Origin of the sequence: Pseudomonas sp. GW460-12-10-14-TSB1 (genome assembly GCF_017349775.1) — a bacterium.
Classification (GTDB): domain Bacteria; phylum Pseudomonadota; class Gammaproteobacteria; order Pseudomonadales; family Pseudomonadaceae; genus Aquipseudomonas; species Aquipseudomonas piscium.
Map to the genome: position 1 here is coordinate 19,106 of NZ_JACNAC010000012.1, position 12,632 is coordinate 31,737.

Sequence of the window (12,632 nt, forward strand, 5' to 3'; positions counted from 1 at the left end):
TGTATATAAAAGACCCTGCCCATGCAGGGTCTTTACCTTTAAGCCAAGGTTGTTTGTTTCGAAATCGAATAAGTTGCAGCCCATAGATTGCCTGAGCGGCAATAAACACCCAGCCGGAACTGCACCTGCGTAGCAATCCCCCTGCTTGATCCTACAACTTTGTACTTAGTTCAAAGGCGCGAACCGCGCCGATCGACGTAGGACAATCGCCCCCCTCCACTAAAGTTTCAGGCTACTTCGCACCTCGCGGATCTCCTCCTGACTTTCGGCATAAACCGCAGCCTGTCCGGCATAAGACAATACATAGGCCTTATCGCCATCGACAGCAGCCACCAGTGTTTGCGACAACACATGACGGCCGTTCTCGGTAATGGTGCAAGTGGTTTCCAGCGCCGCCAGACGACTCAATGTCGTGTCGTGAATACGCGTGCAGACACTTTGATAACCACCGCGCCCGAAGTCCTTCTGCACCGACTTGCGCATCTCCAGCAAGACTCCTTGCAGATTGACCTGATGCCCACTTTCCACTTGAGTCATGGTCAACTCCATGACCATCAACGGCGTGCCGCCGGCATCGTTCTTCACTGCGCGCTGGCGGAATACCTTCGCCGGCTCTTCTGTCGCTGCCTGTGGCAACTCTTCTATCTGCCAGCCGCTGGGCCAGGTGATCACCGGGTCCGCCGCCTCTGCCAGGGCCGGAACCAGAAGCCAGGACGCAAGCAGACACAGGGTTTTGAACGATAAGCGCATGGTCATGAACACGTAGGGGACGAGCCCTGAAGTCTGAGGCTGGCAGGAGTATCGAGCAACAGATTCGTAGCTTTGTGTTTGGTGCGCCCAGCCGCTCTTGCGTATCATTGACCGACCGCAAGGACGCCCGAAGCCCTGCAAGCCAAGGGGCTCATTAGCATGAATATTCTTGCCCACTTCATTTCCGGAGGGCCCATGAGCCTGCACGAACTCAATACTTTCCCCGGCGTGACTGCCCAGCCTGACACCGCCACCGCCCACTTCGTGTTCAACCACACCATGCTGCGGGTCAAGGACATCACTAAATCCCTGGACTTCTACACCCGCGTCCTGGGTTTCTCGCTGGTGGAAAAACGCGACTTCCCCGAAGCCGAATTCAGCCTGTACTTCCTGGCCCTGGTGGACAAGGCCCAGATCCCGGCCGATGCCGCGGCCCGCACCGAGTGGATGAAGTCGATCCCCGGCATCCTCGAGCTGACCCACAACCACGGCACCGAGCACGACGCGGACTTCGCCTACCACAACGGCAACACCGACCCGCGCGGCTTTGGCCATATCTGCATCTCGGTGCCGGATATCGTCGCCGCCTGCGAACGTTTCGAAGCCCTGGGCTGCGATTTCCAGAAGCGCCTGAACGACGGTCGCATGAAGAGCCTGGCCTTTATCAAGGACCCGGATGGCTACTGGGTTGAGATCATCCAGCCTGCACCGCTGTAACCCACCTGTGTAGGAGCGGCCGGTCGACGCTCGATTGCCCGCGATAGGCATAACGCGGTTTGTCTGAACCACCGCGTCATCGTTGATCGCGAGCAAGCTTCGCTCCTACAGAAGCCTCGGATACAAATAAAAAACCTCATGAGCCTTGGCTCATGGGGTTTTGTTTTTTCCGCTGTCGGCTCAGGCCGGTGCGGAGGTACGGATCAGGTGGTCGAAGGCGCTCAGCGAGGCCTTGGCGCCCTCGCCTACCGCGATCACGATCTGCTTGTACGGCACGGTGGTCACGTCACCGGCGGCAAACACGCCGGGCAGCGAAGTCTCGCCACGGGCATCGACAATGATCTCGCCACGGGGCGACAGCTCGACGGTGCCCTTGAGCCAGTCGGTGTTCGGCAGCAGGCCGATCTGCACGAAGATCCCTTCCAGATCGACAGTGTTGAACTCGCCCGAATCGCGGTCCTTGTACACCAGGCCGGTGACCTTCTGGCCGTCACCCTTGACTTCGCTGGTCAGCGCGCTGGTGATCACGTTGACGTTCGGCAGGCTGTACAGCTTGCGTTGCAGCACGGCATCGGCGCGCAGCTTGCTGTCGAACTCCAGCAGGGTCACGTGGCTGACGATACCCGCCAGGTCGATGGCCGCTTCAACGCCGGAGTTGCCGCCACCGATAACCGCCACGCGCTTGCCCTTGAACAGCGGACCGTCGCAGTGCGGGCAGAAGCACACACCCTTGGCCTTGTATTCCTGCTCGCCGGGCACACCCATCTCGCGCCAGCGGGCTCCGGTGGCCAGGATAAGCGACTTGGCCTTGAGGCTCGCGCCGCTTTCGAAACGCACTTCGTGCAGGCCGCCGACTTCCTTGGCCGGTACCAGCGCGCTGGCGCGCTGCAGGTTCATGATGTCGACGTCGTACTGGCGAACGTGCTCTTCCAGGGCACTGGCCAGTTTCGGTCCTTCGGTTTCCTGGACCGAGACGAAGTTCTCGATGGCCATGGTGTCCAGTACCTGGCCGCCGAAACGTTCGGCCGCGACACCGGTACGGATGCCTTTACGGGCCGCGTAGATCGCTGCCGACGCACCGGCCGGGCCACCGCCGACCACCAGGACGTCGAAGGCGTCCTTGGCACTGATTTTTTCCGCCTGTTTCTCGATGGCCCCAGTGTCGAGCTTGCCGAGGATCTCTTCCGGGCCCATGCGGCCCTGGCCGAAGTTCACGCCATTGAGGTAGACACTGGGGACCGCCATGATCTTGCGATCGTTGACTTCATCCTGGAACAGCGCGCCGTCGATGGCGACGTGACGGATGTTCGGGTTCAGCACCGCCATCAGGTTCAGTGCCTGGACCACGTCCGGGCAGTTCTGGCAGGACAGCGAGAAGTAAGTCTCGAAGTTGAACTCACCCTTGAGGGCGCGGATCTGTTCGATCACCTCGACACTGGCTTTCGAGGGGTGGCCGCCGACTTGCAGCAAGGCCAGCACCAGGGAAGTGAATTCGTGGCCCATGGGGATGCCGGCGAAACGCAGGCTGATATCGGCACCCGGGCGATTGATCGAGAACGATGGTTTACGTCCATCGCTGCCGTTGTCGAGCAAGGTAATCTGACTGGAAAGACTGGCAACGTCTTTCAACAGTTCAAGCATTTCCTGGGATTTCGCACCGTCGTCGAGAGAGGCAACGATCTCGATCGGCTGGGTGACCCGTTCCAGGTATGACTTCAACTGGGCTTTAAGATTGGCGTCCAACATACGGGCGATTTCCTTTTATTCAGATCGAAAAAAAACGCCCGAGCGAATCTCGCCCGGGCGTTCTTGAGGGCGGTGCAGCTGACTTAGGTGCGGCGGTCCGCCCTGCTGTAGCGAGTCACAGACTTAGATCTTGCCGACCAGGTCCAGGGAAGGAGCCAGGGTGGCCTCGCCTTCTTTCCACTTGGCTGGGCAGACTTCGCCTGGGTGGGCAGCGACGTATTGAGCGGCCTTGATCTTGCGCAGCAGCTCGGAAGCGTCACGGCCGACACCGCCGTCGTTGATTTCAACGATCTTGATCTGGCCTTCCGGGTTGATCACGAAGGTGCCACGGTCAGCCAGACCGGCTTCTTCGATCAGCACGTCGAAGTTGCGGGAGATGGCCAGGGTCGGGTCGCCGATCATGGTGTAGCGGATCTTGCCGATGGCTGGCGAAGTGTTGTGCCAGGCCGCGTGGGCAAAGTGGGTGTCGGTCGAAACGCTGTAGATTTCCACGCCCAGTTTCTGGAATTCGGCGTAGTTGTCTGCCAGGTCTTCCAGCTCGGTTGGGCAAACGAAGGTGAAGTCAGCCGGGTAGAAGAACACGACGGACCATTTACCTTTCAGAGTGGCGTCCGACACTTCGATGAACTCGCCATTCTTGAAGGCGGTTGCTTTGAACGGTTTGACTTGGCTGTTGATGATAGGCATCGGTGATTCTCCATCAGTGGGTAAAAACTTGGGTTGAAAACTTGATGGGGAGAATCCTAACCAATGCTCCCAGCCAAGGCTCATTGGCAAAGCTGATGCTGCTGATTAGGTTTGGCTATTAGCGCGCAGTATTAATAGAAGAAATCTGCATTTACTCGCCGACCGGCTTTTCCTGGGTCAGGGCCATGCCGAGAAACGGGCTGGCCTCGACATAACGCATGGCCGACTTGATGTCCTTCCAGCCGACGTAGCTCATCAGCGACTTGAGGTCCCAGCCGCTGCGATGGGCCCAGGTGGCAAAGCCGCGGCGCAGGGAGTGGCTGGTGTATTGCTCGGCGGCGACCCCGGAGCGCTCCAGGGCCTGGCGCAATAGCGGAATCACGCTATTGGCATGCAGGCCCTCCTCGCTCAGATGGCCCCAGCGGTCGATGCCACGAAACACCGGGCCGCGTACCAGGGCGGCGGCGTTGATCCACTCGATATAGGCCTGGACCGGGCACAACCGCCGCAACGCCGGGGTGTGCCAGGTCTTGCCGAGGTTGTCGCGATCGCTCTTGCTGCGGGGCAGATACAGGCTGATGCCGGAGCCCGCTACCGCCTGCACATGCTCGATCCGTAGCCGGCACAACTCATCGCTGCGAAAGCCGCGCCAGAACCCCAGGAGAATCAGCGCGCTATCACGCCGCGCCCGCAGCAGCGCTGGCTGATTGTCATCGAGCCGGGCCTGGGTGGCTTCCTGCTCCAGCCAGGCCACCACCTGCTCCAGATGCTGCAACTGCAAGGGCTCAGCCTGTTTCTCCTGCGCCGGGTGCAGCGCGCGAATGCCCTTGAACACCTGGCGCACCACCGGCGCCTTGGTCGGATCGGCGAACCCCTGGCTGTTGTGCCACTGCGCCAGGGCCGAGAGCCGCAACTTCAGGGTGTTGATCGACAGCTCCCCCGCATACGCCACCAGATAACGCGCCACGCTGTCGCTGGTCGCCGGCAGAAACCCGCCCCAGGTCACCTCGAAATGCTCGATGGCCGCCCGGTAACTGCGCCGGGTGTTGTCGCGCGTCGCGGCGCGCAGATAACGATCCAGTTCACTCATGGCTTGCTCGACTCGTGTTGCGGTATGGAAATGGCGGGCTGAAACAGGGCGATCTGGCGATGACATGGGGTAATACCAGTATATCCCATGTCAATATTCCGAATATTTATCTTTGTTTTTATTGTAAAATTACACTTTATACATACCACGTAAAAAATTACGTAATCGTAGGAGATACCATGGCTCGTGGCGGCGTTAACAAGGCGGTGGTGCAAATCGCCCGTTCGGCAATCCTCGCCCGCGGCGAACACCCCAGCATCGATGCGGTGCGCATCGAAATGGGCAATACCGGTTCGAAAACCACCATCCACCGCTACCTGAAGGAGCTGGAGCAGAGCGAAGCCCGCCGCGCCGCGCCCCAGGAAGCCCTGGAAGAAGAGCTGACGGAACTGGTCCAGCGCATGGCCCAACGCCTGCGCGAACAGGCCCAGGAACCTGTGGAGCAGGCCCAGGCGCAAGTGGCGGAAATGAACCAGGAATTGGCGGCGCAGCAGGCCGCGGCCGAACAGGCACAAGCCCAGTTGCGACAACAACTGCAGACCCAGGCGTCAGCCCTGGCCAGCGAAAGCGCCCTGCTGCAGGAGACCCGCTCCATGCTGCAGAGCGAACAGACCCGCAATGCCGGGCTGAACCAGGCCCTGGCGGACTTCGAGTTGCGCCTAAAAGACAAGGACGAGCAGATTCGCTCGCTGGAAGAAAAGCACCTGCACGCCCGGGACGCCCTTGAGCATTACCGCAGCGCGGTCAAGGAGCAGCGCGAACAGGATCAACGCCGCCATGAAGGCCAACTGCAGCAAGTGCAACAGGAACTGCGCCAGGCCCAGCAAAGTGCCTTGGTACGCCAGGATGAGATCACCCAGTTGCACCGCGACAATGAGCGCTTGACCAGCGAGCAGCGCGCCACCCAGAAGGAATTGCGCCAGGCACAGGAACAGATACAGAAGGCTGACGGCAAGCTTGGCCAGCTGATGGAGCAATCCACCCGCCTGAACAGCGAACACACCCTCCTCCAAGAACGCCTGCGCGTCGCCTTGTTGGAGAGTCATGAGTTCAAGCAGAACCTGGAGCAACAGCTGCAGGACAACCGACAACTGGAACTGCGCGCCGCCAAGGCCGAGGCGAGCCTGGAGGCCCTGCAACTGGCTGCCGCCGCGAAGGTCGAGGCGGAGCCAGAAGAACAGCGGCCGGAGCCGCCAGAGCAGGCTTAACCGGCGACCGGCGTGCGCATGGTGACGAACTCTTCGGCGGCCGTCGGGTGGACCCCGATGGTTTCGTCGAAGTCACGCTTAGTGGCGCCGGCCTTCAAGGCAATCGCCAGGCCCTGGACGATCTCGCCGGCGTCCGGGCCGACCATATGGCAGCCCAGCACCTTGTCGGTGTCGGCATCCACCACCAGCTTCATCAGCGTGCGCTCCTGGCATTCGGTCAGGGTCAGCTTCATCGGCCGGAAGCGGCTTTCGAAGATCTGCACCTTGTGCCCCGCTTCCCGCGCCTGTTCTTCGGTGAGGCCGACGGTGCCGATGTTCGGCAGGCTGAACACCGCGGTCGGGATCATGTTGTAGTCCACCGGACGATACTGCTCCGGCTTGAACAGGCGCCGCGCCACGGCCATGCCTTCGGCCAGGGCTACCGGCGTCAACTGCACACGACCGATCACATCGCCAATCGCCAGGATCGACGGTTCGGCGCTCTGGTACTGCTCATCGACCTCGATGAAGCCACGTTTGTCGAGCTTCACCCCGGTATTTTCCAGCCCCAGGTTGTCGAGCATCGGCCGCCGCCCGGTGGCGTAGAACACGCAATCGGTGACCAGCTCGCGCCCATCCTTGAGGGTGACGTTCAGGCTGCCATCGGCCTGCTTTTCGATGCGCTCGATATCGGCGTTGAACTGCAGGTCGAGCCCACGCTTGGTCAGCTCCTCCTGCAAGTGCTTGCGCACCGCACCATCGAAGCCGCGCAGGAACAGCTCGCCGCGATACAGCAGCTTGGTGTCCGCGCCCAGGCCGTGGAAGATCCCGGCGAACTCCACCGCGATATAACCACCGCCCACCACCAGGATGCGCTTGGGCAGTTCCTTGAGGAAAAACGCTTCGTTGGAACTGATGGCGTGTTCGCGCCCCGGAATGTCCGGGATCTGCGGCCAGCCGCCGGTGGCGATCAGGATGTGCTTGGCGCTGTAACGCTGGCCATTGATTTCCACCTGATGCGGATCGATCAGCCTGGCGTGGCCTTCGTGCAGGGTCACGCCGCTGTTGACCAGCAGATTGCGATAGATGCCGTTCAGGCGATTGATCTCGCGATCCTTGTTGGCGATCAGGGTGGCCCAGTCGAAATCGGCCTCGCCCAGGGTCCAGCCGAAGCCTGCGGACTGCTCGAAGTCCTCGGCGAAGTGAGCGCCGTACACCAGCAGTTTTTTCGGCACGCAGCCGACGTTGACACAGGTACCACCCAGATAGCGGCTTTCGGCGACCGCGACTTTCGCGCCAAAACCCGCGGCGAACCGCGCCGAACGCACACCGCCGGAACCGGCGCCAATTACATAAAGATCAAAATCGTAGGCCATTTCACTCTCCCAGGCAGGCTGACAGCATAACCGCAGATGCGCATGCGGTCAGCGCTAGAGGATTTACATAGGGGCATAAAACGAAAAAGCCACCCGAAGGTGGCTTTTCAGTACAAGGACGAAGCGGGCTATCAGTAAGCCTTGCCAGTCTTGTAGAAGTGTTCGAAGCAGAAGTTGGTCGCTTCGATGTAGCCTTCGGCGCCACCGCAGTCGAAACGCTTGCCCTTGAACTTGTAGGCGATCACGCAACCGTCCTGCGCCTGCTTCATCAGGGCGTCAGTGATCTGGATCTCGCCGCCTTTGCCTGGCTCGGTCTGCTCGATCAGGCTGAAGATGTCCGGGGTCAGGATGTAACGACCGATGATCGCCAGGTTCGACGGAGCGTCTTCCGGCTTCGGCTTCTCGACCATGTTGCGCACGCGGTAGAGGTCGTCACCGATCAGGTCACCGGCGATCACCCCGTACTTGTTGGTTTCCTGCGGGTCAACTTCCTGGATCGCGACGATGGTGCAGCGATACTGCTTGTACAGCTTGACCATCTGGGTCAGGACGCCGTCGCCTTCCAGGTTCACGCACAGGTCGTCCGCCAGGACCACGGCGAACGGCTCGTCGCCGATCAGTGGGCGGCCGGTCAGGATCGCGTGGCCCAGGCCTTTCATCTCAGTCTGGCGGGTGTAGGAGAACGAGCACTCGTCCAGCAGCTTGCGGATGCCAACCAGGTATTTTTCCTTGTCGGTGCCCTTGATCTGGTTTTCCAGCTCGTAGCTGATGTCGAAGTGGTCTTCCAGGGCGCGCTTGCCGCGACCGGTGACGATGGAGATTTCGTTCAGGCCGGCGTCCAGTGCTTCTTCAACGCCGTACTGGATCAGTGGCTTGTTCACCACCGGCAGCATTTCTTTGGGCATGGCTTTAGTCGCTGGCAGGAAGCGAGTACCGTAACCGGCTGCTGGGAACAAGCATTTCTTGATCATATGAGTCCTTAAAAGGGCTGTACGTACGAATTTCGGCGCAGTCTAATCAGGCCGCGTGCACCTTACAATGGGCCGCGCTGGCTAACCGCTGCCATCTAAGAGAAATATTGCCGCGGATAGTTCCGCACTGGCTGCGAACATAGCTGCGCAGCATCGTACAGATAGCCCGCGCCGTAAACTGCCATCCGGCCGCAAGGCCTTAACTTTTCTGCACTTGAGCCCCGATCCGCACTCTTGCTGTGGCCCGTTTCCCGCTATCATGGCGCCCTTGAACCCGCCAACGAGGCAGATAGATGTCGGCAACAAAAAGCGTAAACGGTTACCAGATCAAGCAGTTGAAAGATGGCCAGTGGTGGCTGGTCAGTGCCCAGGGCGAGAACGTCGCCGGACCTTTCGCCAGCGAGGCGATGGCGGTCGAAGTGGCATCGGTGTTCGAGGATTCGGCAGGCCACGCCTCGGCGCGTCGCAGCCCCAAGGCCTGAGACCGCCCCTGTATCGAAGAGCCCTGCCCCGCGCAGGGCTTTTCATGCTGATCTATACCGCAGTGGCGGTTCGCTATAGCATCTCGTCCCAGACGCTCGCCAAGGGTGTCCAGCCCTCCCCCGGGGCTCAACTTCTCGACGACGATCACTCCCATGCACAAACTTCTGGCACTGACCGCGGTACTGGCCCTGACCGGATGCGCCACCGTTTCCGATACCTACCTGGAAAACGGCGAGCAAGGCCTGAGCATCGATTGCTCCGGCGAAGCCAGCTCCTGGGCCAGCTGCTATGAAAAGGCCGATGCCTCCTGTGCCGGCACCGGTTATCGGATCATCGGCACCGACGGCACGCCATCACTCAAGGAAAGCGACAAGACCCTGGGGGCGGATGTCGGCAACTACAAAAGCCGCAGCGTGGTGGTGGTTTGCAAATAGCAGGCGGCCCTCATGGCCTGCCTACATATGAATCTCGGCAAACTTGATGCCCAGGTTGCGAATGGTCTCGATCAGGTCGTCCAGCCGGTCGAATGACTCGACTTCATCGTTGTCATCCACAAGAAAGTAGCTGCGCCCCGCGCTTTTCTTGAAGAACACGATCCACTCCCCGGAATTCGCCGGATTCTGAATCACATGGGTCGCAGAGATATGCCCCTCTGCATGCCTCTCCCGGACTGTTTCGCGTTTCATGCTTTCTCCCAAAAAACGATGCCGCCGAAACCTGGATTTCGACGGCATCCTTGACAATGGCCGACAGTTTATCGGATGCCCTGGCCAATCAGCACGCCATCTACCGTCTGGCCATACAGATTGACCCCGTCGTTGGCGTGGAACTTGAGCCGGGTCTTCTCGATCGAGCCCTCCACCAGGCGCGGGTCCTGCGGCCGCTCATGGCGGTTGACGAACGCCGCCACGTCCCAGGCCTGCTGGTCGCTCAAGCTGCCGGCCTTGCCCAAGGGCATGTTGTATTTGATAAAGGACGCGGCCGTGTTGATCCGGTGCATGCCCGCGCCCCAGTTGTACGAGTCCTTGCCCCAGAGCGGCGGCATGACATAGTCCGTGCCGACCTTCTGGCCCTGGCCGTTATCGCCATGGCAGACCGCGCATTGCGCCCGGTACACCTGCTCGCCACGGGCCAGGTCATAGCCCTGGGCTGGTTGCGGCACCTCGGGGTAACCGCGCCCGGGCAACTCGACCCCGATCGGCGCCTTGCTCGCCAGCCAATAGGAATACACCGACAGCGCGGTGATCTCGTAGCTGTCGGCAGCCGGCGGCGTGCCGTTCATGCTGAACTGGAAGCAGCCCTGCAAGCGTTCGGCGTAGGTGTTCACCTTGTTGTTCTTCTTGCGGTACGCCGGGTACATCGGATAGGCGCCCCACAGCGGCGCGGAGTTGGCCAGTCGCCCCTGATCCAGGTGGCAGTTGCTGCAATTGAGCCCATTGCCGACGAACTTCGGCGCCAGGCGCTTGGTATCGACGAACAGCGCATAACCGTCGCGGACCATCTTGCCGTAGGCATTGTCCGGCAGCTCGCTCTCCGCCGGCGCCTGGAAATACTGAGGATGAGCAGCGCTCACTGCCGGCTCTCGAACCTGCGATTGGTCCTCCATGGCGACCGCAGCGCCATGAGCCTGGCTCGCCAGTAATACGAGGGAAAAGCCCAATAGAAGATCACGGCTCATGGCTTGGGCTCCTGTTTATTGGCCTTGGCCAACTGGCTGTCGGCCTTGGCGAAGTAGTCGGCCACCGCGGCGATTTCCTCGGGGCTCAGGGCCTTGGCGATGTGTCCCATCAGATCGTTCGGGTCGTTGCGGCGCGTGCCGTCGCGCCAGGCATTCAATTGCCCGACCAGATAAGCCGCGGGTTGTCCGGCCAACGGCGGAAAGGCGTCTCCCACACCCACGCCACCTGGTCCGTGACAGATCACGCATTCGGGGACCTGACGCTCCCAGGCACCGCGCAGGGCCAGCCTCGCCCCCACGCCTTCGGCCACGGAACTGCGATTGATGGGTGCTGGAATGGGCGCGGGCATGGCCGCCAGGGTCTGGCTGACCGCGTCGATCTCGTCATCGCTCAGGGCCTTGGCCAGTGGCTGCATGACCGGGTTGCTGCGCGCGCCGCTGCGAAAATCTTCCAGCTGCTTGCGCAGATAACCCGCCGACAATCCCGCCAGACGTGGAAATCCGGCGGCTGCCAAACCCAGGCCATCGCCACCATGACAGGCCAGGCATGCCGTGGCGCCGGGCTGCGCCCCACCTTGGGTAAACACTTTCTGCCCATCCACGGCCTGGGCACTGGCGACAAAAAACAGCATCAGGCTGCTCAGCAGTATTCGATCCATGGGGATCATGGCGAACTCCATTTTTCTAGTTATATCCTTAGTCTTATTTTATATAAGCCTACAAAGAGTAGGCCAATAGACCTTTGGCTACAACGCGAAATCCACCGAGCCTGCTTTGCCATCGGGCACAAAAAAGCCCGCCTGCGCCAGGGAAATCCGGGCCAGGGCGGGCTGTTGAAAAGTCACGCGGCTATCAGCCGGAAATGCAGTCCTCCGCCGCCTTGCGGATATCGCCCGGACGCATGGGCACGTTGGACATGCTTTCATGCAGCTTGATGCTGCTGCCGCTGGAACGCTCCTCGATATCGAACACCGCGGTCGGCCCCGCCGACAGTTTCTGCGGAACGATAACGCGCATACCGTCCTTATGCGGTTCGATCTGCAACTGGCCACGGCTGTCAGCCAGTTTGTCGCTGACGCACTTGGCGTACTCCTGCGGCTTTTTCCCTGAAATCACGTTCAGGGTGGGCAGTGTCTGGTTAATGTCCGAGACTGTCGCACAACCACTGATCGCCAAGGCCAGAATCAACACACCCCACTTCATACATTTCCTCCGTTAAAGACCGTCCGACCGCAGAAATGGCATTTTTCTCCGGATCAGTCAGATTTATCCTAAATAATCGGCAAATAACTGTTTTAAATTGTCAAAGCCGCCGGCCGTGGCCTGATAAACTGCGCCATCGTTTTGATTTTGTAGCAAAAGCCCTTCTGGAGGCGCCCATGAAATTTATCCACCAGCGCGAGCACCTCAACGAAGACGATATCGTCGTCATCGAATGCTCCCAGGTCTGCAACATCCGCCTGATGAACGACGCCAACTTCCGAAGCTTCAAGAACGGCGGACGTCACACCTATCATGGCGGCGCGTTCGACAAGTTCCCAGCCAAGATCACCGCGCCGAGCACCGGCTTCTGGAATATCACCATCGACACCGTCAACCGCCGGCCCATCAGCGTCACCCGCAAGCCGAACCTGACCCACTCGATCAAGATCATCCGCCGGTCCAGCTCGAAACTGCGCTGAACCCCGCCCAGCCCGCGAAAAACAGGTATCACCGTGGCCCAAACGACCAAGTACGTCATCAAATACAAACTCAACGGCGAACGCCGTTTCGAGTTCGCCCAGCTGGAAAGCGGCACTCAGGAAGAAGCCAAGGCCGCGCTGGAAGCCCTGCACGGCCAGACCGACGACGTCATCAGCGACGTCAGCGTGAGCAAGGCGCTGTAAGCCCAGCGAATTCGAGCGCAAGCAGCGGAGTGTGAGCGGCCCGCGCGCTTCCCAGAATGGC

At 60.4% G+C, this 12,632-nt stretch carries 16 protein-coding genes; 6 read left to right on the forward strand and 10 right to left on the reverse strand.

The window, feature by feature from the left end:
* Positions 1-219 precede the first annotated feature (219 nt).
* Positions 220-750 (reverse strand): DUF4946 domain-containing protein, encoded by a 531-nt coding sequence (locus J4D52_RS10225; RefSeq protein WP_025808622.1) that lies wholly within the window; start codon positions 748-750, stop codon positions 220-222.
* Between the two features lie 195 nt (positions 751-945).
* Here J4D52_RS10225 and gloA point away from each other — a divergent pair, with 195 nt between their 5' ends.
* Positions 946-1,467 (forward strand): lactoylglutathione lyase, encoded by a 522-nt coding sequence (gene gloA / locus J4D52_RS10230; RefSeq protein ID WP_102678106.1) that lies wholly within the window; start codon positions 946-948, stop codon positions 1,465-1,467.
* 180 nt (positions 1,468-1,647) lie between these two features.
* Here the strand turns inward: gloA and ahpF are convergent, their stop codons facing one another.
* The 3 genes from ahpF to J4D52_RS10245 form a co-directional block, all read right to left on the reverse strand.
* Positions 1,648-3,213, reverse strand: a complete 1,566-nt coding sequence (ahpF, locus tag J4D52_RS10235; protein ID WP_102678105.1) for an alkyl hydroperoxide reductase subunit F — start codon at positions 3,211-3,213, stop codon at positions 1,648-1,650.
* Positions 3,214-3,336: 123 nt separating this feature from the next.
* Entirely contained in the window at positions 3,337-3,900 is a 564-nt protein-coding gene (ahpC, locus tag J4D52_RS10240; protein ID WP_007921754.1) for an alkyl hydroperoxide reductase subunit C, read from the reverse strand.
* A 151-nt stretch (positions 3,901-4,051) separates the two neighbouring features.
* Complete coding sequence (locus J4D52_RS10245) at positions 4,052-4,990, reverse strand: site-specific integrase (protein WP_063431319.1); 939 nt, start codon at positions 4,988-4,990, stop codon at positions 4,052-4,054.
* 179 nt (positions 4,991-5,169) lie between these two features.
* On the opposite strand from J4D52_RS10245, the gene J4D52_RS10250 reads away from it, so the two are divergent.
* Positions 5,170-6,198, forward strand: coding sequence for a DNA-binding protein (locus J4D52_RS10250; protein ID WP_102677303.1), 1,029 nt, complete (start codon positions 5,170-5,172; stop codon positions 6,196-6,198).
* Here the strand turns inward: J4D52_RS10250 and gorA are convergent.
* Positions 6,195-7,553 (reverse strand): glutathione-disulfide reductase, encoded by a 1,359-nt coding sequence (gene gorA / locus J4D52_RS10255; protein ID WP_063431323.1) that lies wholly within the window; start codon positions 7,551-7,553, stop codon positions 6,195-6,197. The genes J4D52_RS10250 and gorA overlap by 4 nt on opposite strands.
* 131 nt (positions 7,554-7,684) lie before the next feature.
* Positions 7,685-8,524, reverse strand: coding sequence for a UTP--glucose-1-phosphate uridylyltransferase GalU (gene galU, locus J4D52_RS10260; protein ID WP_009049342.1), 840 nt, complete (start codon positions 8,522-8,524; stop codon positions 7,685-7,687).
* 293 nt (positions 8,525-8,817) lie between these two features.
* Between galU and J4D52_RS10265 the strand changes: the two genes are divergently transcribed.
* Both J4D52_RS10265 and J4D52_RS10270 read left to right on the forward strand, forming a co-directional pair.
* Complete coding sequence (locus J4D52_RS10265) at positions 8,818-9,006, forward strand: hypothetical protein (protein ID WP_025808616.1); 189 nt, start codon at positions 8,818-8,820, stop codon at positions 9,004-9,006.
* A gap of 153 nt (positions 9,007-9,159) precedes the next feature.
* Positions 9,160-9,441 (forward strand): hypothetical protein, encoded by a 282-nt coding sequence (locus J4D52_RS10270; RefSeq protein WP_063431325.1) that lies wholly within the window; start codon positions 9,160-9,162, stop codon positions 9,439-9,441.
* 21 nt (positions 9,442-9,462) lie between these two features.
* Here J4D52_RS10270 and J4D52_RS10275 read toward each other — a convergent pair whose 3' ends face one another.
* From J4D52_RS10275 to J4D52_RS10290, 4 genes are all read right to left on the reverse strand, one after another.
* A complete protein-coding gene (locus J4D52_RS10275) occupies positions 9,463-9,693 on the reverse strand; it encodes a hypothetical protein (RefSeq protein ID WP_007921740.1) in 231 nt (76 codons plus the stop codon).
* 68 nt (positions 9,694-9,761) lie between these two features.
* Positions 9,762-10,685 carry a c-type cytochrome gene (locus J4D52_RS10280; RefSeq protein WP_063431327.1) on the reverse strand — a complete coding sequence of 308 codons (924 nt, stop codon included), beginning with the start codon at positions 10,683-10,685 and terminating at the stop codon, positions 9,762-9,764.
* Positions 10,682-11,353, reverse strand: coding sequence for a cytochrome c (locus J4D52_RS10285; protein ID WP_025808613.1), 672 nt, complete (start codon positions 11,351-11,353; stop codon positions 10,682-10,684). The genes J4D52_RS10280 and J4D52_RS10285 overlap by 4 nt, the downstream gene beginning before the upstream one ends.
* A 184-nt stretch (positions 11,354-11,537) precedes the next feature.
* Positions 11,538-11,888 carry a hypothetical protein gene (locus J4D52_RS10290; RefSeq protein ID WP_063431329.1) on the reverse strand — a complete coding sequence of 117 codons (351 nt, stop codon included), beginning with the start codon at positions 11,886-11,888 and terminating at the stop codon, positions 11,538-11,540.
* 176 nt (positions 11,889-12,064) lie between these two features.
* Here J4D52_RS10290 and J4D52_RS10295 point away from each other — a divergent pair, with 176 nt between their 5' ends.
* Positions 12,065-12,367 carry a DUF1883 domain-containing protein gene (locus tag J4D52_RS10295; protein WP_007921735.1) on the forward strand — a complete coding sequence of 101 codons (303 nt, stop codon included), beginning with the start codon at positions 12,065-12,067 and terminating at the stop codon, positions 12,365-12,367.
* 33 nt (positions 12,368-12,400) lie between these two features.
* Positions 12,401-12,571 (forward strand): hypothetical protein, encoded by a 171-nt coding sequence (locus J4D52_RS10300; protein ID WP_007921734.1) that lies wholly within the window; start codon positions 12,401-12,403, stop codon positions 12,569-12,571.
* Positions 12,572-12,632: the final 61 nt, after the last annotated feature.

Coding starts and splice junctions, on each gene's coding strand:
- ahpC (WP_007921754.1), bottom strand. CDS start 3,900: ATGCCTATCATCAACAGCCAAGTCAAACCGTTCAAAGCAACCGCCTTC.
- J4D52_RS10225 (WP_025808622.1), bottom strand. CDS start 750: ATGCGCTTATCGTTCAAAACCCTGTGTCTGCTTGCGTCCTGGCTTCTG.
- J4D52_RS10245 (WP_063431319.1), bottom strand. CDS start 4,990: ATGAGTGAACTGGATCGTTATCTGCGCGCCGCGACGCGCGACAACACC.
- J4D52_RS10265 (WP_025808616.1), top strand. CDS start 8,818: ATGTCGGCAACAAAAAGCGTAAACGGTTACCAGATCAAGCAGTTGAAA.
- ahpF (WP_102678105.1), bottom strand. CDS start 3,213: ATGTTGGACGCCAATCTTAAAGCCCAGTTGAAGTCATACCTGGAACGG.
- J4D52_RS10250 (WP_102677303.1), top strand. CDS start 5,170: ATGGCTCGTGGCGGCGTTAACAAGGCGGTGGTGCAAATCGCCCGTTCG.
- gloA (WP_102678106.1), top strand. CDS start 946: ATGAGCCTGCACGAACTCAATACTTTCCCCGGCGTGACTGCCCAGCCT.
- J4D52_RS10270 (WP_063431325.1), top strand. CDS start 9,160: ATGCACAAACTTCTGGCACTGACCGCGGTACTGGCCCTGACCGGATGC.
- J4D52_RS10280 (WP_063431327.1), bottom strand. CDS start 10,685: ATGAGCCGTGATCTTCTATTGGGCTTTTCCCTCGTATTACTGGCGAGC.
- gorA (WP_063431323.1), bottom strand. CDS start 7,553: ATGGCCTACGATTTTGATCTTTATGTAATTGGCGCCGGTTCCGGCGGT.
- J4D52_RS10290 (WP_063431329.1), bottom strand. CDS start 11,888: ATGAAGTGGGGTGTGTTGATTCTGGCCTTGGCGATCAGTGGTTGTGCG.
- J4D52_RS10285 (WP_025808613.1), bottom strand. CDS start 11,353: ATGATCCCCATGGATCGAATACTGCTGAGCAGCCTGATGCTGTTTTTT.
- galU (WP_009049342.1), bottom strand. CDS start 8,524: ATGATCAAGAAATGCTTGTTCCCAGCAGCCGGTTACGGTACTCGCTTC.
- J4D52_RS10275 (WP_007921740.1), bottom strand. CDS start 9,693: ATGAAACGCGAAACAGTCCGGGAGAGGCATGCAGAGGGGCATATCTCT.
- J4D52_RS10295 (WP_007921735.1), top strand. CDS start 12,065: ATGAAATTTATCCACCAGCGCGAGCACCTCAACGAAGACGATATCGTC.